The organism is Pseudomonas sp. dw_612 (assembly GCF_018449725.1).
Lineage (GTDB): Bacteria > Pseudomonadota > Gammaproteobacteria > Pseudomonadales > Pseudomonadaceae > Aquipseudomonas.
Genome location: NZ_JAAVVC010000038.1, coordinates 1 through 20937 on the forward strand (window position 1 = coordinate 1; position 20937 = coordinate 20937).

General features: G+C 60.4%; 16 protein-coding genes and 1 pseudogene. 4 read left to right on the forward strand and 13 right to left on the reverse strand.

The window, feature by feature from the left end; translation table 11 throughout:
- The 5 genes and pseudogenes from HB680_RS31620 to HB680_RS31640 form a co-directional block, all read right to left on the reverse strand.
- Positions 1–562 (reverse strand): annotated as a pseudogene (locus tag HB680_RS31620) (hypothetical protein); the annotation flags it as partial.
- Complete coding sequence (locus HB680_RS31625) at positions 543–4169, reverse strand: toxin VasX (protein WP_213942194.1); 3627 nt, start codon at positions 4167–4169, stop codon at positions 543–545. The gene HB680_RS31625 and the pseudogene HB680_RS31620, both read right to left, overlap by 20 nt.
- The gene (locus tag HB680_RS31630) at positions 4166–4531 is read right to left on the reverse strand and encodes a hypothetical protein (protein ID WP_256735657.1); all 366 of its coding nucleotides are present in this window, start codon (positions 4529–4531) and stop codon (positions 4166–4168) included. The genes HB680_RS31625 and HB680_RS31630 overlap by 4 nt, the downstream gene beginning before the upstream one ends.
- Positions 4532–5003: 472 nt before the next feature.
- The gene (locus tag HB680_RS31635) at positions 5004–5789 is read right to left on the reverse strand and encodes a response regulator (RefSeq protein ID WP_213942195.1); all 786 of its coding nucleotides are present in this window, start codon (positions 5787–5789) and stop codon (positions 5004–5006) included.
- Between the two features lie 126 nt (positions 5790–5915).
- Positions 5916–6386 (reverse strand): A24 family peptidase, encoded by a 471-nt coding sequence (locus HB680_RS31640; RefSeq protein WP_213942196.1) that lies wholly within the window; start codon positions 6384–6386, stop codon positions 5916–5918.
- A gap of 75 nt (positions 6387–6461) precedes the next feature.
- On the opposite strand from HB680_RS31640, the gene HB680_RS31645 reads away from it, so the two are divergent.
- Positions 6462–6908, forward strand: coding sequence for a TadE/TadG family type IV pilus assembly protein (locus HB680_RS31645; RefSeq protein ID WP_213942197.1), 447 nt, complete (start codon positions 6462–6464; stop codon positions 6906–6908).
- Positions 6905–9667, forward strand: coding sequence for an ATP-binding protein (locus HB680_RS31650; protein WP_213942198.1), 2763 nt, complete (start codon positions 6905–6907; stop codon positions 9665–9667). Before HB680_RS31645 ends, HB680_RS31650 begins: the two co-directional genes overlap by 4 nt.
- Here HB680_RS31650 and HB680_RS31655 read toward each other — a convergent pair.
- The 5 genes from HB680_RS31655 to HB680_RS31675 all read right to left on the reverse strand — a co-directional run bounded on the left by HB680_RS31655 (position 9652) and on the right by HB680_RS31675 (position 14398).
- Positions 9652–11640, reverse strand: coding sequence for a pilus assembly protein TadG-related protein (locus HB680_RS31655; RefSeq protein ID WP_213942199.1), 1989 nt, complete (start codon positions 11638–11640; stop codon positions 9652–9654). The two genes, HB680_RS31650 and HB680_RS31655, sit on opposite strands and share 16 nt — an antisense overlap.
- 466 nt (positions 11641–12106) lie before the next feature.
- Positions 12107–12664, reverse strand: coding sequence for a DUF4136 domain-containing protein (locus HB680_RS31660; protein ID WP_213942200.1), 558 nt, complete (start codon positions 12662–12664; stop codon positions 12107–12109).
- 55 nt (positions 12665–12719) lie between these two features.
- Positions 12720–13334 carry a DUF4136 domain-containing protein gene (locus HB680_RS31665; RefSeq protein WP_213942201.1) on the reverse strand — a complete coding sequence of 205 codons (615 nt, stop codon included), beginning with the start codon at positions 13332–13334 and terminating at the stop codon, positions 12720–12722.
- A 12-nt stretch (positions 13335–13346) separates the two neighbouring features.
- The gene (locus HB680_RS31670; protein ID WP_213942202.1) at positions 13347–14096 is read right to left on the reverse strand and encodes a methyltransferase domain-containing protein; all 750 of its coding nucleotides are present in this window, start codon (positions 14094–14096) and stop codon (positions 13347–13349) included.
- Positions 14096–14398 (reverse strand): MazG-like family protein, encoded by a 303-nt coding sequence (locus HB680_RS31675; RefSeq protein WP_007951009.1) that lies wholly within the window; start codon positions 14396–14398, stop codon positions 14096–14098. Before HB680_RS31675 ends, HB680_RS31670 begins: the two co-directional genes overlap by 1 nt.
- Before the next feature lie 298 nt (positions 14399–14696).
- Here HB680_RS31675 and HB680_RS31680 point away from each other — a divergent pair, with 298 nt between their 5' ends.
- Entirely contained in the window at positions 14697–14990 is a 294-nt protein-coding gene (locus HB680_RS31680) for a hypothetical protein (RefSeq protein ID WP_054044011.1), read from the forward strand.
- A gap of 157 nt (positions 14991–15147) precedes the next feature.
- Complete coding sequence (locus HB680_RS31685) at positions 15148–16497, forward strand: MATE family efflux transporter (protein WP_213942203.1); 1350 nt, start codon at positions 15148–15150, stop codon at positions 16495–16497.
- On the opposite strand, the gene HB680_RS31690 is transcribed toward HB680_RS31685, so the two are convergent.
- The 3 genes from HB680_RS31690 to speA all read right to left on the reverse strand — a co-directional run bounded on the left by HB680_RS31690 (position 16498) and on the right by speA (position 20737).
- Entirely contained in the window at positions 16498–17295 is a 798-nt protein-coding gene (locus HB680_RS31690) for a DUF4123 domain-containing protein (RefSeq protein WP_213942204.1), read from the reverse strand. It lies immediately after the preceding gene.
- Positions 17292–18590 carry a contractile injection system protein, VgrG/Pvc8 family gene (locus HB680_RS31695; protein WP_213942205.1) on the reverse strand — a complete coding sequence of 433 codons (1299 nt, stop codon included), beginning with the start codon at positions 18588–18590 and terminating at the stop codon, positions 17292–17294. The genes HB680_RS31690 and HB680_RS31695 overlap by 4 nt, the downstream gene beginning before the upstream one ends.
- Before the next feature lie 233 nt (positions 18591–18823).
- Positions 18824–20737 carry an arginine decarboxylase gene (gene speA, locus HB680_RS31700; RefSeq protein ID WP_213942206.1) on the reverse strand — a complete coding sequence of 638 codons (1914 nt, stop codon included), beginning with the start codon at positions 20735–20737 and terminating at the stop codon, positions 18824–18826.
- Positions 20738–20937: the final 200 nt, after the last annotated feature.

Below are 20937 nucleotides of genomic sequence, written 5' to 3' on the forward strand. Positions count from 1 at the left end.
CAGTGACGCCTTGGGCTTCGATGACCCAGGCGCGGAGGGATTCCCAGGGGACGAAGAGCGGTTCGGTGGCGTCCTCGGGCATGAAGCAGACTTCGCGGCGTTGGCGGTTGAAGCGGGTGGGGATGATTTCGGCGCGTTTGTTGTGGTTGTGGAGCCAGACGCATAGGCCGATGAAGAGGCTAATGGAGCCTGTTGTTAACGCCATTTCATATGACGCCAGAAAAATTCCCTCCATGGAATCCCGAATGTCTACCCAGCCGTATCCGAGTACGAGCCCAAGAAAACCACCTGCGAGTGGAAATAGAAAAGCAATTATAAAAACCGCGGTAAGCGGTACTCCCAATATGACTTGCCATGAGAACACCTGTGGAGACCCCAACCCGAAGTCCATATACACCTCATTTAACGCCCCGATATGAGGACCATGAGGCGGTATCGGCGTAGGCAGCGGCAGCGGGGCGAGATAGGTGATCTTCCCGCTTGGAAAGGGCTCGATATCTCCGGCTTTGCGCGATTGCTCAAGGTGCGGTTTCGGCACGGAGTTATCCAGGTTTTTGGGCATGGTCGACCGTCTCCAGCAAATGGGTTTCAACCAGCAACACGGGAGGATGCTCGGTGACTGTGTTGGGCGGCAGCGAAGGGAAATGGCCTTCGCCACGAGGGTTGAGATGAATGATGTGGGTGCGGGAGATCCATTGGCCTTTGGCATTCAACACTTGCACGCACACCGCCAGTTCCAGTGTCTCGACCACGGGCGCCATTGGGTTATTGTGATTCAGCGGGTATTGCAGGCATAAAATCAGCGGGTCTGCTTGCACCACTTGCAGGCTGTCCGACACTTCATCACTGATCACATCCTTGCGCTCATGGGCGGTACCGCGACTGTCGAGTGGGCGGTAAAGCCGATGGGCACCGATGCCCAAACGGTGAGAGGGGTTACCACTTAACGGGGGCTGGAAGTCGCTTAGTTTCACCCTCGGTAGTTCCAGATGGATATCGCTGGGTTTGGGGCGCAGAAACAGGTTCTTCAGCAATGAGTCATGCTTGATTAAGCCAAGGTGTGCTGTAGGCGCGTGAAGTAACTCGCCGAGGTAATGTTGGTACTCATCCAGGGTGTAATCACCGTGCTCATCGGTGTCCAGGCTCCATGGCGTGGTTTTGAGCCATTTGTCGTGGGCGCTGATGTTGTAGCGGTTGAACAGCCAAGTACCGCCCAATTCAAGCACTGTGAACAATGCGCCAGCCAAGTTGACGCGGAAGAACACAGTGGAGAGGCGTGTACCGGCGGCGGCCCAGGCGGCCGTTCTTGCGGCAGTATCTTTACCGAGTAGCGTCAACCCAGCGCGTGATGTGTGCCCCAAACCGTAAGCATTGACAGCGGTCATGCCGGTTGCACCCACTACGGCAAGAGCGGCACTGTTTTGGGCCGCGCGGTTGCCGCTACGCGTTGCGTCTTGCCAGTGTTGATGTTGCGTACTCAAGCCAGACAGCGAAGCAGCGAAACCAAAAGTGTAGGTAAAGGCGCCCAAACCGATATGCATCTTCCCCATCTGCACATGCACACTCTCCAGTGCGTGATGTTGAGCTGCCAAGACCAACTTATCGCTGCGTGCCTTCAGTGCGGTATCTGCCAAACCCTGTGCGGCGGCAAACCCTGCGGCACCTGTGACTGTGATGGCGTTGATAACGGGTCCCCAAGCCCGCTTGTCTCTCGATTGATTAACCAGGTCGTTGATGACCACCACCAAATTCACCACCTGCGCCAAAAACACCAACAACCCAACCCCTTCGCTCTTGATCAGATCAGCCTTGGGCACGCTCTGCACCCCCAGCCGAATATTCATCAGCAAACTCCTCACCTCCTGCTGCTGCGCAGATGGAAACACCACCGTCACCCCCGCCCGAGCCGGTGTGGCGCCGTAGGTGCGTACCGACCGATCCGGTAGTTCAGCAATCGGGCTCAGCGCACCCGCCAGTCGGCCTTCAAGTTGAGTCAGCTGCGCACGCACCCGAACGATTTCGGTCTGTAACTCAATCGCCCGCTGGGTCCTGTGTCCCGGCAGGTTTTTGTTATGGGTCAGCCGGTTGCGTTCATGGGTCAGGGTTTTGAGGTAGGCGCGTTCGCTGAGCACGTCCTTGATGTCGGATTGCAGCGCCGTGTGTTCGCCCGGGGTGGCGACGGTGAACGTCACGCCGGTGGTTTTCGCCGCATCGAGTATCCGCGCCGGCAGCGCTTTGGGCAGATGGCGAAACAGTTCGTCGAGATCGGGGATTTTCCCATCCGTCAGATCGAAACCTTCCAATGCGCGGCTCAGGCCCAGGTTTAGCGCCGGGCTGTAGCTGTGTTGCACCGCGTCAGCCATGGCGCGGGTGTGTTCGGGCATCTCGTCGAGGGCCGGCAGGTGCGGTTGTTCGATTGTTTGCAGGGTTTGCAACCAATGCGGCAGCTTGCTGTACAGGCCGGTCCCGGCATTGGAGAGCAGGCTGTATTGCACCAGCAAATCGGGCCGAACCCGTAGCGGCAAGGTGTAAAACGCGGACCGGGTCAACTCCGGGTGTTCTTCCAGATAACCGAGCATTTTTTGGCTCGCGTGATCGCTGCGACAGATGTCCTTGATACAGGCGTATTCGGCCGCGAAAACCTTGGCCAATTGCTGCGGTTCATGCCCGTCGTAGTACCAGGCCGAACGGTGGTAACGCCCGGCACACACCAACGTTGTGCGGTCGGTGGTGATGCGCTCAAGCAGTCGGTTCCAGCGGCCAAGGTCGGCGCGGTGCTGAAACAGCTCGTCGTCCATGGCCTCACGGTCGATGAAATCGTTGATCCCGCGTTTACCGGTGAACGTGGAGCCCTCGATCACGTCCTCAATGCGTTTGTTTTGCTCCTTGCCGAGTTTGATCAGGGCCTTGAGGTGCCGCTCAACGAAGTCGGCGGGAGCCATCGCAAAGTGCTGGCGGGTGTAGTAACTGCGGTCCGCGTCGTCAACGGCGCGCCTTTGTGCAGTGAAGTCTGGCGTGCCACCCTGATACTTGAGCATCTCCTGGACGTCGGCTTGGGCCTGCTTGCGCAACTGCACCAGTTCCGGTGGGACTGGCTGGTCGACAGGCTCGACCTTGCCGCCCTTATTCAGGTAATCCAGCAAGGCTTTGCGCGTGTCTTCCCGAGTGGGTTCTGGCAACTGCTGAAGATCGACAAGCAGCGCATTGACCGCCGGGTCGTCGCTGACCTCGGCGAGTTTTTCAACATCCGCCGGACTGAGCTGGCTCAAGGATTCGATGTAACACGCCAGCAAATAATTGCGTTCGTTGTGCTCGGCATTGCTCCAGTCATCGACCCAACCGACCACGGTGTCTTGATAGTCGGCCAGGTCGCGCAACACGCCGAGGTCGTCCTGCACCACAAGGAACAGCGTGTCGTCCTGATACGCCGGGCGCACCCGCCCGAGAAACTCGCCGATATGGGCCTCGCGAAAGCGCCGAGGTGTTTCCCACAGATAAGGTTCAAGCTCATGGGCGGGGACGTTGCTGACCTGCACCGTCGACAACAGCACGGCATCCGGTGACGCGTCTTTTTCATGTTCGGCGTGGTCCTTTTCGGCTTGGGCCTGCTGGGCCGGAACCGTCGCAATCTCCGCCAGCCATTGCCTGGCTTGCGCGACCGTCAGCAAGTGCTCGCCACCGGTTTCGCAATCCACCGGCCCGAGGTCGACGGCTTGCATGAAGTGCTCGCGCTCCTCGCGGCTGTCGGTCACTTGAGCGCATTTGGCGGCGGTCCACTGCACTTCGGCGAAGCACACGTGCAAGGTGCTGCGCCGGGAAAACACCAGGGCCGGGCGTTCTTCGATGGCCGAGCGCTGATCCTCATCGACCTTGGCGCCCTTATGCAGCAAAGCGCTGACCACGCCGTTAAGCACGCGGTATTCGTGCAAGTGGCCGGTGACGCTGTCGATCACGTACAGCCAACCGTCGCGCAGCATGCGAATGCCCAACGGTCGGGTCTGGAGGGCGTAGGGCAATTTCAATGTAGCGCTTGGGTCGACGGCTTTCTCCACCAGGCCATAACGCACGGGCAGGAGTTGCACGTGGGTTTGCATCAGAGGACAGGCACCGGGCGAGCCAAAGGCGGTTTTGGGGGCCGCGGCTGCGGCGAGGTTGGCGGGTGAAGTCATGGGCGGCCCCGTTGAATGGCCCATTGGTGGGCGAGGTCAGCGGCCAGCGCAACGCGTTCACCGGGAGATTGCAGTGACGGCGTATGCAGCAATCGGTGGATGTGCGGATGCTGATCGAGCGATGTGCCGTCCAGCGAAGCCATGACGTTGGCGTAATAAAACAGCTCGGATTGGCAACTCAAACCCAGCGCGCCGGCATCGGCTTCCAGCTGTTCAAGCACGGGGCGCTCGCTGACGAGTTCGAGCTTGCCCCGGCAAGGCTGGTTTAGCGCGGCCCTGGCCCGAAACTCGAGCACCTGAACGTCGTAAAAAAAACCTGCATTGTCGAGTCTGGGCAAGACGTCGTTAGCCGTACGAAACATCCGCAAATCCCTGTGTCTGTTTAAGGCACGGGACTCTGAGTGAAACTACGAGCAGGCGAAGTCAGTCGATTCGATATCTGATGTAGGAAGATTCCGCGAATCGGAGTCGCAGTGGAGAAGAAGACCTAATCTGACGGTTACTTCGGATAAAGCGGGCAACCCACTGCCCCCTCCTTCGATCCGCACCCGGCGACCTTCAAGATCAACCGGCGGGCGACGGAGCGGGAGAGAGGCGATGCAGCGCTGGTTGAAGAAGTATCAGTATGCGATTCCGGATTTGTAAGACCCGGATGCGGGGAAGATTGAGATCAGTAAGTAGCGAGTCATTCACAGATAGTGTGCTCGCTGAAGATCCATTGTGGGAGCGAGCCTGCTCGCGAAGACGGCGGCACATCCAATATTGAGGTGACTGACACACCGCTTTCGCGAGCAGGCTCGCTCCCACAGTTTTGGCTGGGTACATCCGGGGGATTTAGTGGGCGGTCACGCGCTGACGCATGCCGGAATTGCTCGGCGACAACGCCAGCGCCAGTTGCGTGCGGTTGTGCATATGGGTCAACCGCAACACCTGGGACACGTACAGCTTCACCGTGTTCTCGGTAATGCCCAATTCGCAGGCTATCTGATAGTTGGTCTGCCCCTTGCCGACCAACCGCGCCACATCCAGTTGCCGAGGTGACAGCTGATTGAAAATCGACGGCATCTCTTCTTGGTCGGCCTCGCTGACCACCAAATCCCCAGGCCCGGAAGACGCACGCGGGTTGCGACGCACCTTGTCCAGGTCCTGATAAAGATCATCGATCGACTCGGATAGGTATTGCAGCTTCTGATTCAAATGCCCCAGTTGCACGTCCTTCTGGCGCTCCTGCAACGCCACTTCCTGACGCTGCAAACCCTCGAGCAACTCATCCAGATCAATCGGTTTCTGGTAGTAATCGGCAATCCCGGCGCGCAAGGCTTTGATCACGTCCTGTTTGTCGGCACGCCCGGTGAGCATGATCGCCTCGAACGCCCGATGTCGGCCGCACAGCCGTTGCAGCTCTTGTACAAGCTGGATGCCGTCCATGTCCGGCATGTGTAAGTCACACAGCACCAGACCGATGTCCGGGTCCTGGGTGAAGCGCTCCAACGCCTGCGTACTGGACTCACAAGGCACACAGCGATAACCGCTGCTCTCCAGAAATTCACACAGTTCTTCGACAATCAGAGGCTGATCGTCGACCACAAGGACTTTTACCGCAGACGTAAGCTTGTTCACGTGCTACTCCATGCAGGCCGAAAGCTGACCATTCCTGTACTAATAGCCGCCAGTTGTATAACTACTCTAACTTTGAAAGTAGACGTACTTTGCAACTATGTACATAGAACTGGTGGCTTCTTGCGACTAATGGATCCAAACGAGCGTACACGCCATGCCGATCAAAACGAACGGCGCATATGGCTGTTTTTCTGACAATTCTGGATTCACATGTCGAATGCCATGTTTAAGCCTTTGATTCATATACAGCCAAACTTTTGGCGCGAGCAGTAACCACAACACACTCGCCACGCCAGCACCGATAAAGGCGCCAAGCAGGTGCATACCGTCGGTCGCCAGGCCCAAAGCTGTCATTAATTTCACATCGCCGGCGCCCATTCGCTTCATCGCGTAGCCCGGCAAAGTTAAAGCCAGCGCCAGTAAAAACGCCCAACCGCCCTGCTGAGCCTCGGCCCCGAGCCATGTGTTGCCGGTCCAGAGCAAATAGCCCAGGGCCAACGCCCCGGCACCCAATGTCAGGGTGTTGGCGATGTGTCGCTCCCGTGCATCCTGCAAGGCGCACAGCGTTAGCCAGAGAATTAAGACAAGGCTCTGCATCCGGTAAAAACCGTCCGTTTTGGCTGAATGATTCTATGCTGATATTACGCAGTGATGGTCAGGGTAGACGCACTCATGAAAGCAGGCCTCCCCAGCAAGCAAAAAGGCGCTGTGGCGATTGAATTCGCCCTGGTGTTCGTGATTTTTTTCGCGGTGTTTTACGGGTTGGTCAGCTACAGCTTGCCGTTCGTGCTGATGCAGTCGTTCAACCAGGCCACCGCCGAAGCCGTGCGCCGCAGTGTGGCGGTCGACCCCAATACGCCCGGCTACGCGACTGTGGTGCAAAACACCGCGAACGCCACGTTGCAACAGCAATTGTCGTGGGTGCCGACCGCGCTGAACCTGGTGATCGGTGTCGATACCAGCGCGGTCTACGACTCCAGCAAAGGCACCCTGACCGTCAGCGTAAATTACCCCACCAGCAAATTGAATCAGGTCATGCCGTTTCTGGTGTTGCCGGGCGTGGGCACAGTGCCCAACCTGCCGACCAACCTGAGCGCCACGTCGAGTCTGCAATTTTGACCTCCGGGGACAAGCTTTTCGCTCGCTTGCTCAAGCGCCCCGCCCTCCCCGCCGTCGAGGCGTCCGCCCCATTGCTGGCGCAACCGCTGGGTTTGCATCTGCATCTGGACAACGACGGTCATGTGTTGCAAATGACCGGGCCGCTGCGGCGTTCGCTGGCCCAGCAACTGCCCCACGACCAACCGTTGCCGCTGCACCGTTACGTGCTGGCCCACAGCACGCTGGCCATCGAAGGTCAGCCCGGCGATTGGCAGGGGCAAAGCCTGGACCTGGATTTCCTTGGCCTCGCCAACCAGACCTTGCACCTGCGTGGCTGGGTACAACCGTGGGCCGGCGGTTGGCTGTTGCAGTTGATGGACATCGGCGACCTGTTGCTCGAACGCCATCAGGCCCACAGCCGAGACGAATGCCACGCCGTGGCCGGGCAGATCAGCGAGCGGTTGCGTGCGTGTAGCCTCGCGCGGTTGCCGGTGATCGTCAGCGAACAACTGCAAACCATCGCCCAACGCTGGCACATGCCGTGCGTGGCCCTGGCCTTGCTTGACGAGCAGGAAGAAGGCTGGCAAATCCATCGTCAGTTCAGTGCGCATGACGCGCCGCAGCTGTGGCAAAACGATCAGCGCCTGGGCACGGTGCTCGACAGTTTGAACGGCTCCGCGCCCCAGCGTTTGGCCATCAGTCAAGGCCTCGACGAACACCTGCGTGTGCAAGATTTGTTCGGCAATGCCGAAGGTTTTGCCGTGCCCTATAGCGACGACCACGGCGTCGCGGCGTGGCTGCTGTGCGGGTTTTACCCGGTGCTCGACCATGCGCCGGACCTGGGTGATCGCGACTGGTTGCTGCTGGTCAGCGCACTGGCCGGGCCGTTGCTCGGTCGCTTGCGCGAGCAACATCACCACTTGCAACTGGAGCGCATGGAGTCGCTGCAAGCCTTGCTGGGCACGGGTTGGTGGGAAGTCTACGGCGCCGATGACATCCTCCTGGCGCCGTCCCTGGCGGCCACGTTGCAACTGGACAACACCCGGCTCCTCCTCGATGACTGGCTGTTGCAGATCCATCCCGCTGATCGCGAAGAAATGCGCAGTCGGCTGCACGCCTTGCAACAACACGACGAGCCACTGACCCTGTGCGTGCGCCTGCACCGCTGCGACTCGGAACACCATCCGCTGTGGTACAGGCTTCAGGGCCAAGCCATCGGCAGCGGCGACAGTCGGCGGCTGGTGGGTTTCATGCTCGACATCAGCGACATCAAGAATCAGCAACAACACACCGCCGCTGCTCATGCGCGACTGGACAACCTGATCGCCAGTTCGCCGGCGGTGATCTACGTGCAGCGTTATGTCGAAGGCGCGCTGCACCCGACGTTTTTCAGCGCCAGCCTGCAACCGCTGTTGGGCTGGAGCCTGGAAAACTGCGACGCCGCGGCATTGATCGAACGCGTCCATCCCGAGGACCGCGACCGCTACTTTGAACGCACTCGCCACTTGCTACGCGAAGGTTCGGTACGCGCGCGCTATCGGCTGCGGGACAGTCGCGGCGATTACCATTGGCTACTCGACGAGGCCAAGTTGTTGCGCGATGACCTTGGCTTGCCGGTGGAAGCCGTTGGCCTGTGGCTCGATGTCACGCAAGCGACCCTGGCCGCCGAGCAGGTGAAACAGAGCGAAGAGCGCTATCGGATACTGGTGGAGGATTCCCCGGCGATGATCTGCCGTTATCGACCGGACCTGACCCTGAGTTTCGGCAATCGGCCGCTGGCGATGTATCTGGAATGCGAGCCCGAACAACTGCCCGGCATGAACCTCGGCAGTTGGATGTCGGACGAACAGCGCGCAGCGTTTCTCCAGCGGCTCAGCCTGCTGACCCCGGAGCACCCGGTCAGTAGCGCCGAAATCAATCTGCAACTGCCCGGGCGCGCACATGCCTGGTGGGTCTGGTCGGATCGCGGGGTGTTCGATGATCAGGGCCGCTTGCTGGAAATCCAGGCCGTGGGCCGCGACAACACCGAGGTCCGACGCTCCCAACAGCAACTGACCCAGAGCGCAAAAATGGCCACCCTCGGCGAAATGGCCACCGGGCTGGCCCATGAAATCAACCAGCCGCTGAACGTGATGCGCATGGCCATCGTCAACGTGCTCAAACGCCTGAGCAGCGGCGAGGTGCAAATCGATTACCTGACCGACAAACTCAACCGCATCGACGCCCAGGTTCAGCGGGCGGCGCGGGTGGTGGATCACATGCGCGTGTTTGGCCGTCGTTCAGAAGTCGAGCAGCATCCGTTCAACCCGGTCGACGCCATCGAAGGCACGCTGTCGCTGCTGGCCGAAGGCATGCGTGGCAAAGGCGTGGAGTTGCGGGTAAGCGAAACCGGTTTTACCGTGCAAGTGCGCGGTTATGTCGATCAGTTGGAGCAGGTGTTGATCAACCTGATCGTAAACGCCCGGGATGCATTGCTGAGCAAGCGCGAAGGAGATCGTGAGTTCAAACCGTGGATTTCCGTGTATGCCGAACGCGATGCCCAATCGGTGCGGCTGTGGGTCGAGGACAATGGCGGCGGGATCGACCCACGCTTGCTGGAGCGGATTTTCGAGCCGTTTTTCACGACGAAATCGGTGGGTGTGGGGACGGGGCTGGGGTTGTCCGTGAGTTACGGCATCGTCGAGAACATGGGCGGGCGATTGAGTGTGAGCAATTCGGTTGAAGGGGCGCGGTTTTGCATTGAGCTGCCGATTTATCAGGAGGATCAGATCACCAGATAGGCCTTGCCGGTTTGGCCACAGGTCATGTTGGCGCCGACGTCGACGTCCATCAGATTGATGCCCAGGCTCTTGAGCAAATTGTTCAGCAATGGGTCGAGCAACGGGCTCAGCAGGTTGGTAATCAGCGGCTGGAGAATGTTGCTGACGTCACTGATCAAGCCGCCGACGCCCGCGATAATGGCCCCCAGCGGATTGCTGCCCACCGGTTGGTAGACGATCAGGTTGATGCCCGCCAAGGTGTTCGCCAGGCTGGCGACAATGTTGTTGGTAGGGGCTGCCGGCAGAATGCTCGGTGACAACTTGAGGTTGGCCGGGGTCGCGAAAGGCGTGATGCTGGAGAACACCAGGTCCTGAGTGTTTTTTGCGACGCTGGTCTGGGCCATGATTGCAATGCCGCCACCGGCGTAGGCCGTTCGTGCCGGGCCGCAGGTGCCGATACCGAGGATTTTATGGCAGGTCCAAATGCCGATATCGATCAACGGCAGTGGTGTGACAGTGGGTTCGGCAGAAGAAGAAAAGGCGTTGGCCGGGTCGATCTTGCCGACCTTGAGGTCAGCGATTGAGGTGACGGTGCGCGCGGTCAGGCTTTTGCTGCCGAACGTACCTACCGGACAGCTGAAATCAGTGACGTAACTGATCGCGCCGCCGGCATCCAGGCTGATGTCGATCTCCGGGGATGGCAACAACTCGGGGTCGAGTTGATCGCAGCCAGCGCCCAGCAGGCAGGCCAAGGAGTTGATCGTAGCGGCCAGGTCCAGGCTCAGCAGGCTGTTGAGGGTCGGGGTCAAAGTACCCACCAGCCCCAGCACCGCGTTTGCCAGGCCCGTGACGCCGGACAGCACCGGCAGGTTGAGTGAAATCATCGTGCGCACTTGCGCGGTGCGCACATAAATCCGGTTGGCGCCCAGTGGATTGGCCTTAGCCAGTGCCGGGTCGCCGATGGCGGAAAACTGCGGCGGCTCAATCACTTTGACCCGCACCGTCACATTGGCCAACCCCAGCACATTGACCGGCAACGTCGCGGCCACGGCACTTTTGCTATTGGCCAGTTGCACCACGCCTTGAATCAGTTGCAGCAATTGCACATTGGCATCCAGTCCGGCGGCCGTAGTGTCGGTTTGCAACTGCAAGATATCCCCGAGTTTGACCGCGCTGACGTTCGCGCCCGCGGCCACTTGCAGGTTACCCAGTGCAGCCGTGACATCGGCCGTGGCGCCATTGAGTTGAACCACTTGTACCGCCGCCCGAATCAGTTGGGTCACGGTGGTTTGGGTGTTGAGCAATTGGGTGTAGTTGCCGGCCGCGACGTTGAGGTTGATCGCCAGTTGGTTGAGATAACCGAGCAAGTTGACGTCGGTGTTCAGTAAACCGTTCCAGCCCGCCGCCGTAAGGCTGACGCTGCCTCCAAGCAATGCCGTGAACAGCGGGTTGAGAATGCTTGACTGCGCGGTGCTGATGTTCAGCAACGTGCTGCGGATATTCAGCTGGGCAACGCTGGCCAAGGGTTTGGCGGCCACCGCCGTGGCGTTGAGCTGAGTGGTCAAACTGACTGGCGTACCGCTGACCAAAGCCTGCACGCCGCCGGCAAAACTGGTGGTGACGGTTTGGCTGGCAACGACTTTGATCGCTGCAGCCTGGGTGGCATCCACGGTGAAGGTGCGCAGCCCGGTGCCTGCCGTCAGCAGCGTGCCGCAGGTGGTGGCAAGGGTGTTGCTGGCGTCGAGGGTGAAGCCGTTGCGCGTCGCACCTTGGTTGGCATAACTGGCAGCGGTGAGCCCCGGCAGGCAAGTGCCACCACGGCTGACGGCTTCCAGCGCGGCAGTGTCGACCACTCGCTGCAGTTTGCGTTGTTCCATGTAGAGCCGGCCGGTGTCGACCACCAATAGCATCAACAACAATGCCAGCCCGAGGATCACCGCCGCCATTAAACCGATAGCCCCCCGTTGCCGGGCCGGGCTGCGAAACTGCGACATCGCGCACTCCTTCGCCGGCGCACACCTTGTGCTGCCTCCTTGGGTGAAATGCAGTGTAGACAAGGGTTGGCGAGATTGCTGGCCACACGCCAGCGCAGACCACACAAAACAAAATGTGGGAGAGAGCCTGCTCGCGATGGCGGTTTGTCAGTCACATCCCTGTTGAATGTACTGCCGTCTTCGCGAGCAAGCCCGCTCCCACATTGGATCTTCATGGACATGGAATCAGCGTACGGCGCAGATTCCCTGTGGGAGCGGGCTTGCTCGCGAAAGCGGCTTGTCAGTCACATCACTTTTGAATGTGCCAACGTCTTCGCGAGCAGGCTCGCTCCCACACTGGGTCTTGGGTGGTTACTGGATTCGTGATCGGCGAGTAACCCTGTGGGAGCGGGCTTGCCCGCGAAAGCGGTGTGTCAGTCACATCGTCGTTGGATATGCCGCCGTTTTCGCGAGCAAGCTTCGCTCCTTAGCGCGGTGGGTAGTTGGCCAGGATGCGGCTGACGGTTTCGCGTACGGCATTGCTGCGATCCGCCGGGTTGGGGGTGCTGCTGAGCATTTGTTCATCACTGCCGCGCCACACCAGTTTGCCGTCCTTGCCGTCGAGCAGGTCGATCTGGATGGTCGCCACTTTGTAGGTGATGTTGCGGGTTTCGTTGTACATCGGTGCGCCCCAATAGCCATTCCATGGGCCACCCCAACCGCCGCCGTAGTTGGTGGTCACTTGTTGCTGGCGGTCTTCGACAATCAGGTAAGTCTGCACGCTCACATCGCCCTTCTGGCCCCCGGCGGCCGGGCGCAAGCCGCGCTGATCCAGTTGATCGGCCACTGCCTGGCGAATCCGTTGTTCGGTCAGATCGCTTTTGATCCGTGGATCATCGGGACGGTATTGCAGGGCGGGTTCTTTCCAGCTCCAGCTGCGATAGGCGGCAAAATCGCGGCCGGCATCGAAGTCATGATTGACCTGGTGGGCCGAGCAGGCACTGAGCAACAGGGCCACGGCCAGTAAAGCGAGGGGGCGGAACATGATGATTCTCCGTTGGAAGACATGAACCATGGGAATGCTTCTTATCTACAAGAAGCTAACTGGGAGGATACGCCGACATCGCCTTTTCCACAGCCTCCCGTATCGCATCGGCTCGTTCACTTTGATTGCCCTGGCTGGCGGTTTCGGCGCTGGCACTCCAGACCGGTTGACCGGTGCCGGCGTCGAACAGATCGACCCGCACCACCACAACCTGCTCCTGATAGGTACGGACGATCGGCACGGTGTTGTACATGCCGTAACCGCCTCCGTAACGGTTGTAGCCACCGTAACCGCCGCCGTAATAACCATAGTCGTCCTGAACCTGACGCAAGCGGGTTTCCAGGTGCAGATTGGCGCTGACAAACAGGTCCGCCGGGCGATTGTCGTGCAGTGGGCGCAGTCCGCGCTGATCGAGGGCATTGCTGACCGCTTCAGCCACCTGCGCCGAATCCGCCCAGGCCGAGCCCGGTGGCAATTGCCCGTTGAGCCAGGCCCAACTGCGGTAACGCCCGTAATCCCGAGGCGGCGCCGGGTAGGCGCTGCGGTCGAAGGTATTGGCCGCTTGCGGTGGCGCCGGCGGCAAGGGGTTGGACGTCGCCACATAAGGGTTGCTGCCCTGGCAGGCCGCCAACCCCAGACACATCAGCAGTAACCCTGAACGCGCTTTCATTTCGTTCTCCGATCAGATCGGCCGACAGATCCAGTGCAAATAGCGCCCAAGCCCGGCAAAGCTTGGGTGACGACGGTGGGCCAGTTCCATTTCCAGCAAGTCCACCCGTTCGGCGCGGGCCTGGAATTCCACCGGCATGTAGTCATGAAAAACCCGCACCCCGCTCTGGGTTTCGACCTTCCACATACCCTCAAGTTGCGCCGCGAGTTCCCGTGGATCAAGCGGCTGTTGCGGGGTCAGGCTCTGCTTCTCGCCGGCCATGTCGTTCTTGCGCATCTTGCGGAAGTGGCCCTTGAGCAGGTTGCGGTAGATCAACGCATCGCGGTTATAGAAGGCCAAGGACAACCAGCCGTCCTTGGTGGTGAGCTGATGCAGCACGGGCAGGATCGCGTGGGGTTCGGCCAGCCATTCCAGCACGGCGTGGCACAGCACCAGGTCGTAGGGTTCGGTGAGTTGACCGAGCAAATCCTGCCACGGCGCTTGAATGAAGGTCGCGCTCTGCCCGGCGTCGGCGAAACGTTGGCGGGCGCCTTCGAGCATCGGTGCGGCCGGTTCGGCGAGGGTGACGTCGTGTCCGCGTTGAGCCAGCCACAACGACATGTGACCGAGGCCGGCGCCGATGTCGAGGACGCGCAACGGACGGTCTGGCAGGGTTTCGGCCAGGTCGGCTTGCAGCACGGCCAGGCGAATCGCACCTTTGGCCCCGCCGTAGATTTTTTCGGCAAACCGGGTCGCCAACTGATCGAAATGACGGTCGCTCATCAGCTGAACCGCCGTTCGCTGTCCGCGAGTTTGCTGCGCACCACTTCGTTCATGTCCAACCCCAATTCGCTGCACAGCAATAGTAGATAGAGCACGATGTCGCCAACTTCCTGCCCGGCGTGGGCGAGTTTGTCCGCCGGCAACTGGCGCGACTGGTCTTCGGTCAGCCACTGGAAAATTTCCACCAGCTCGGACATTTCCACGCTCGCGGCCATGGCCAGGTTTTTCGGGCTGTGAAATTGCCGCCAGTCATTGCGGTCACGAATGGCGTGCAGGCGTTCGGTCAGTTCAACAAGGTTCATCGGGTTCTCCTGAAGGCGTATAGCTTCGGGGGGATGGACAATGAAGGCAAGCGGCAGCGCTTTTCTGTAGGAGCGAAGCTTGCTCGCGAAGGCGGCTTAACATTCAACAGTGTTGTCGACTGACACGCCGTCTTCGCGAGCAAGCTTCGCTTCTACAGGGTTCATCAACAAACCCGGGGCTTTGCGCCATAATCAAAAGATCGCAGCCTTCGGCAGCTCCTACAGGGAACTCGGCGCCACGATCCATGGCCCAAGTCAGGCGCGGCAACCTTGCCACCACTTTCATCAGGACGCCCACATGCAGGTAGAAAGTTTTTTCGAATGGCTCGGCCAGGCACTCGGTTCGGTCATCCGCTTTATCGTCGACGGCCTCAGCGGCCTGTTCAACCTCCTCAGCCATGCCGGCGGCAACTTCGTCGAAGGGCTGTCCCGGGCGCTAGGCATGGACACGTCGATCATCAGCATCATCGCGCTGATCCTCGGGCTGATGCTGTTGTGGTCGGCGATCCGGGCGTTCATGAATGCGTCGATCATCATGGGGATTATCTGGTTGTTGCTGGGGCTTTGGTTGCTGAGCTGGATTATTCACTAGCACCACCAATCCCATTGTGGGAGCGGGCTTGCTCGCGAAAGCGGCAGCACAGTCAACATTGATGTGAGTGACATGCCGCCTTCGCGAGCAAGCCCGCTCCCACAGGGTTCTCTGATCGACAATCACCGCTACAATGCCCGCTCCCCAAGGAGCCCGCATGTCCAACCTGATCACCGACTGGCGCGACCGCCCGACCCACCGCAAGGTCTGGGCCCTCGCCGCGCCCATGATCCTCTCGAACATTTCCGTACCGCTGGTGGCGCTGGTCGACAGTACCGTCATCGGTCACTTGCCCCACGCCCATCAGTTGGGCGCCGTTGCGGTGGGCGCCAGCCTGTACACCTTCCTGGCCTGGGGCATGGGTTTTCTGCGCATGGGTACGACCGGTTTTGCCGCACAGGCTGCCGGGCGCGGCGACGGCGCGGCGTTGCGGCAGATTTTGTTGCAGGGCCTGTTATTGGCGATGGGCCTGGCCATCGCGCTCGGCGCGGCGGGGATTCCGTTGAGCGGCGCGGCCTTGCACTTCATGCAACCCTCGGCGGAGCTGGATCAACTGACCCGGGAGTTTTTCCACACCCGACTCTTCGGCCTACCGGCGGCGCTGGCCAGTTATGCGCTGGTGGGCTGGTTCCTCGGCACCCAGAACGCCCGGGCGCCGCTGGCGATTTTGCTGAGCACCAACCTGGTGAACATCGCGCTGAACCTGTGGTTCGTCCTCGGATTGGACTGGGGCGTGGTCGGCGCGGCCCGGGCATCGGTAATCGCCGAATGGACCGGCGCCCTGATCGGCCTGTTCATGACCCGCAAAGCCCTGCGCGCCTATCCCGGGCACATCGCCTGGGCCGCTCTCGCGTTATGGCAGAGCTGGCGCCCGTTGCTGGCGGTCAACCGCGACATCTTCATTCGCAGCCTGGCGCTGCAATCGGTGTTTTTCCTGATCACGGTGCAAGGCGCACGACTGGGCGATGCAACCGTCGCCGCCAATGCGCTGCTGCTCAACGGTTTGCTGCTGACTGCCCACGCCCTCGATGGCCTGGCGCACGCCGTGGAAGCGCTGTGCGGCCACGCCATCGGCGCGCGGGATCGCGATTCCCTGCGCCGTTCATTGGTGGTGGCCGCCGGTTGGTCATTGATCGCCAGCCTCGGTTTTGCCGTGTTGTTTCTGTTTGCCGGGCGCTTGTTTATCGAGATGCAAACCAACATCCAGAGCGTGCGCGACACCGCGTTCATCTACCTGCCCTACCTCGCCGCCCTGCCGCTGATAGCGGTCTGGAGTTACCTGCTCGACGGCCTGTTCATCGGCGCCACCCGCGCCCGGGAAATGCGCAATGGCATGTTGCTGACGGTGCTGCTGTTGCTGCCCTTCGCCTGGGCACTGCAAGGCCTTGGCAATCACGGGCTGTGGATAACCTTCCTGCTGTTCATGATCCTGCGCAGCCTGACCCTCGGCGCGATGGCCTGGTATTTACGCAAGAACGATGGCTGGTTTGCCGGCACGCATCGGTGATCAAGGTTGATCGTCCTCCCACCGGTTGCGCAGGTTATCGAGGCGTTCCTGCTGGGTCAGCCCCGGCAACGGCTGCACGGGTACAGCGCCGGGATGCTGCAAGCGAAGCCACAACCAGCCATCCAGCACCGGGCGCTCGCTGAAACCCAGCGTCAGGCCTTCCTGCACGTGGGACCACAGGCGGTTGTAATCCGTACCGGTGGATCGACTCCAGTGCCAGGTGTGTTGCTCAAGCAAACAGGTTTGCAGTTTTTCCCGCTGCCGAAGGCTGAGGTTTTCTTCATCCGCCAACGGGCTGACCGTCAGCCCGGGATTGAGCAACTGCTGCCAACCCTGACTGCCAATCGCCCGGTCGGCCCACGTGCCGCCAAACCAGCGCAACTGACTGATCGGGCCGAGCCAGCGACTCAGTTCCTCGGCATCACAGGCATCGAAGAAGTAACTGGCGCAGTGCGGGTTGTAATAACTCAGCAAGGCCCGGTGATGCAGGCCGAGCGTCACCGTGAGCATGCGCCGCAAGTGCGCCAGCAACGATTCTGCCGACGCCTCGCTGACCAGCAGCAGACCTTGCCAGGCATGTGGCTCGCTGTAGCAAAACTCGATCAGCGTCGGGTAATCCCGCAATTCCACCAGGACGGGCCCCTGCTCTCGCAACCCGTGCAACTCCGTCCCTTCGAACAACCAGAACCAGTGAACATCGCTGAATTGCTGCAGCAACGTTGCCGCCGCCTGGGGCGCGCCGGGCACATCCAGCAACAGCCATTGCGAGGTCGGGTCAGGCGTCTGCACGCCAATCATGCCGCACCGCTCTGGCCAAACAGCGTTGCCGCCCGGCAGGTGCAGACCGGCTCCCGACAATGACTGAAACTTCCCCCTCCGGGCAGCAGACACAACAGCACCAAGGGTTCACTCGATTGCAGCAAGGCCAGCAAGCCGTCGCGTTCGTGCGACTCTGGGGGCGGCACTTCAATGGCCTTGATGGCGGGCGGTCGCTGAAGCAGTCCGGTGATCAGCGGTTGATCCGGGTCACCCCCGATGAAACTCACCACCACCTCGGCACCTGGCGCCCATTGTGAGATGGTCGCGCCTTTCAGCTCCGGGGCCAGCGGCAACCAACAGTGGCCGGGCTTTGCCCCTTCGCCCTGATAGAGCCAATCGAACTGCACCGCAACCGGTCGCGACGGATCGGGTTGCGCCTCTTCGACATCAACCACCCAGGCCCTTTGCAGGCTGAGCATTCGCGGTTTCGCCGGCCCTTGGGTCGCCACCCAAGGCGCCTCCCAGGGAACGGCGCGGATTCTGTTGGAATAGGAAAGCCGCGGATCCTGGCCGCCCTGATGCTCGACCTTGATCAATCGCCACAGGTCATTCCACTCGCTGACCGGATGCCCGGCCAGCGGTAGCAACTGCCCACTGCGCAACGTCGTCAGGTCCGTTCGGACCTCGGCCACCGGCACTGTCTTCAAGCCGACTTGCACCTCGAACCGACACAGGGTTTCGTCATGAAACACCAAGGTTTCAGCGTGGCGCGACGCTTCATGGCCGTCACTGACGATCAGGCAATGCCCGCGACTGGAATGCTCGAAATGGTAGTGAAGGCGCTCTTCGGCGCACAGACGCTGGAAAAACTGCAAATCCGATTCGCGGTATTGCGTGCAGAAATCCCGAGGCGGGTAATCGCCACTCAATTCCAGACGCCAATCCTTGCCGGCAATCCCGTGCTCCTTGAGCACCTGGTCAAGAATCTGCGGCACCGAGCGCGCGCTGAAAATACGCTGGCTGAAACGCTGGGCCAGGCACGCCAGTTTCGGCCGCAGACGCACACGGCATAGTCGGGACAAGACTCCATGCTCGCGCTGAACGAGTTCATGCAATTGCCCGTGGATGCCGTTTCCGGCGTCTTCGAACTGCAAAAACGCCGCACGGTAAAGCAGGCTGGCAAGGTCCAGGGTCGGGTCATCAATCAGCAGATCCACCTCGAACACAAACGGTTCGCTGATGGCTTCACTGCCGGTAAAGGCCAGGACCTCAAAGGCGTCGGGCAGGCCCGCTACATCCAGCCGAAAGGACGGCTCGTTGACTGGATCGAACATCGGCGATTCTCTACAGGAGGGGCGGCCGGGGATTCTCGCCGAGAGACATGGCCGAGTAGAGTGCCGAAGTACAACTTAGGAAATGACCTACGCGAAAAGAAGACCACTTCGCTTTAATAGCCGTTGATGTGAGTCATTTCGCTTGAAAAGAGAGAGGTGTCGCACCAGGTTGTCTGAAATTTCCGCAGTGTGCGGAACATTTTCAGACAACCTGATGGGAACGGTGCCTTACCTCAAGAAGACAGGTAAGACGAACGGGTCAGGCCCAGGCGCAGCGCGTCGAGAAACTGGGTCCGCTCGGCGGCGGTGATGCGTGCACTGGCGCATTTGTCGCGGTAGTGAGTCATCAACTCCTCCGGCGACAAGTGCACGTAGCGCAGCATGTCTTCGATGGTGTCGTGGGTTTCGATACCGGCGTGGTACACGCTGCCGTCGGCGTTCTGGTAGATGTTCACCGAGTCGGTGTCACCGAACAGGTTGTGCATGTCGCCGAGAATTTCCTGATAGGCACCGACCAGGAAGATCCCCAGCAGGTAGTCTTCGCCATCGTTCAAGCCGTGAACCGGCAGGCTGGTCTCGATGCTCTGCTCGTCGACGTATTGCTTGATCTTGCCGTCGGAGTCGCAGGTCAGGTCTTGCAGCACCGCGCGGCGCATCGGCTCTTCGTCGAGACGGTGCAACGGCAGGATCGGCAGGACCTGGCCGATGGCCCAGGTGTCCGGCAGGCTCTGGAACACCGAGAAGTTGCAGATGTACTTGTCGGCGAGTTTGTCGTTGAGTTCGTCGAGCACCTGACGGTGCGAACGCTGACGCGCCTTCAGCGAGTTGTGCAGGCGACGGCACACGGCGAAGTAGCATTGCTCGGCCAGGGCTTTTTCCGCCAGGGTCAGCTTGCCATCGGCGTACTGGGTCGCAATGTCGCTCATATAGTGCGTGGCGCGCCAGTAGGTCTCGGTGACCATCTCGATGTCGGTCGGGCCCAGCAGGTCAACCAGCCACTGCACGGTTTCCGGCAGCGCCTCCTTGTTGTCGATGACCGGCACGTCGTCGTTGTGTTTCTCGACGTCGGTCACCTGCACCACGAGCATGGCGTGGTGGGCGGTCAGGGAACGGCCGCTCTCGGAGAAGATATTCGGGTGCGGCAGGCTCTGCGCGTCGCAGAATTCCTTGAGCATCCCGACCACGACACCGGCGTAATCGTCCATGTCGTAGTTGATCGAACTGGCGTTACGCGAGTGCGTACCGTCGTAGTCCACGCCGAGGCCGCCGCCGACGTCGATGTGGTCCACCGGCAAACCGAGGTTGCGCAGTTCGCCGTAGTAGCGGATCGCTTCCTTGAAGCCGTGCTGGTAGTCCGCCAGGTTGGCGATCTGCGAGCCCATGTGGAAGTGCAGCAGGCGAATGCCTTGATCCAGGCCAGCGGCGCGGAAACGCTCAACCACCGACAGCAGTTGCGCCGCCGACAGACCGAACTTGGATTTCTCGCCACCGGTGTCCGCCCACTTGGACGAGGCCAGGGACGACAGACGCACGCGCAGGCCGACTTGTGGCTTGACCTTCAGCGCGGCGGCTTCTTCAATCACCAGCTCAACTTCGGATTCTTTCTCGATCACGATGAACACGTTGTGGCCGAGTTTCTGGCCCATCAGCGCCAGGCGGATGAACTCGCGGTCCTTGTAACCGTTGCAGACGATGGTGCCGCCCTTCGGCGCCAGTGCCAGCACCGCCAGCAGCTCAGGCTTGGAGCCGGCTTCGAGGCCGATGGACACGTCCTGGGTGGCGATGATGTTCTCGATCACCGCTTCTTGCTGGTTGACCTTGATCGGGTACAGCGCGGTGTACTTGCTCTGATATTCCAGGCGTTCGATGTTGGCATCGAAGGCGCCGGTCAGCTGACGCACGCGGTCTTGCAGGATATCCGGGAAACGCACCAGCAATGGCAAGGACAAACCGCTTTTGCGCAGCTGGTCGACTTGCTCGAACAGGTCGATAGGCGAACTGGTCGGACCGTTCGGACGAACTTCGACGCGACCGGCGTCATTGATCGCGAAATATCCGGCCCCCCAATGGCGAATCCCGTAAACACTGCGGCTGTCCGCAACTGTCCATTGGCTGCCATCGTCTTTGCGTGTGCGTCTTACGGACATTGAAGTCCCCTATAAAGAAGTCATAGAGCGTCGCCTGGGTTCAGGCCGGCGCAGTCTAAAGTATGAAAATGACGGTTCGTCAACGAGGGGATAGACCTCGCTGACCGCAGTGAGTTTAGAAACCAGTCAGAACAGGCTCTGTGAAAACCATGTGGGCGACGCCAGGCCTGCTGTCAGGACCGGGTCAAGCCGAGGGTGGT

Bases quoted from the DNA above. Each gene is read 5' to 3' on its own strand.
- HB680_RS31630 (WP_256735657.1), bottom strand. From the start codon at position 4,531: ATGTTTCGTACGGCTAACGACGTCTTGCCCAGACTCGACAATGCAGGT.
- HB680_RS31655 (WP_213942199.1), bottom strand. From the start codon at position 11,640: ATGTCGCAGTTTCGCAGCCCGGCCCGGCAACGGGGGGCTATCGGTTTA.
- HB680_RS31625 (WP_213942194.1), bottom strand. From the start codon at position 4,169: ATGACTTCACCCGCCAACCTCGCCGCAGCCGCGGCCCCCAAAACCGCC.
- HB680_RS31690 (WP_213942204.1), bottom strand. From the start codon at position 17,295: ATGATTGGCGTGCAGACGCCTGACCCGACCTCGCAATGGCTGTTGCTG.
- HB680_RS31665 (WP_213942201.1), bottom strand. From the start codon at position 13,334: ATGAAAGCGCGTTCAGGGTTACTGCTGATGTGTCTGGGGTTGGCGGCC.
- HB680_RS31685 (WP_213942203.1), top strand. From the start codon at position 15,148: ATGTCCAACCTGATCACCGACTGGCGCGACCGCCCGACCCACCGCAAG.
- HB680_RS31660 (WP_213942200.1), bottom strand. From the start codon at position 12,664: ATGTTCCGCCCCCTCGCTTTACTGGCCGTGGCCCTGTTGCTCAGTGCC.
- HB680_RS31695 (WP_213942205.1), bottom strand. From the start codon at position 18,590: ATGTTCGATCCAGTCAACGAGCCGTCCTTTCGGCTGGATGTAGCGGGC.
- HB680_RS31645 (WP_213942197.1), top strand. From the start codon at position 6,462: ATGAAAGCAGGCCTCCCCAGCAAGCAAAAAGGCGCTGTGGCGATTGAA.
- HB680_RS31670 (WP_213942202.1), bottom strand. From the start codon at position 14,096: ATGAGCGACCGTCATTTCGATCAGTTGGCGACCCGGTTTGCCGAAAAA.
- HB680_RS31675 (WP_007951009.1), bottom strand. From the start codon at position 14,398: ATGAACCTTGTTGAACTGACCGAACGCCTGCACGCCATTCGTGACCGC.
- speA (WP_213942206.1), bottom strand. From the start codon at position 20,737: ATGTCCGTAAGACGCACACGCAAAGACGATGGCAGCCAATGGACAGTT.
- HB680_RS31640 (WP_213942196.1), bottom strand. From the start codon at position 6,386: ATGCAGAGCCTTGTCTTAATTCTCTGGCTAACGCTGTGCGCCTTGCAG.
- HB680_RS31680 (WP_054044011.1), top strand. From the start codon at position 14,697: ATGCAGGTAGAAAGTTTTTTCGAATGGCTCGGCCAGGCACTCGGTTCG.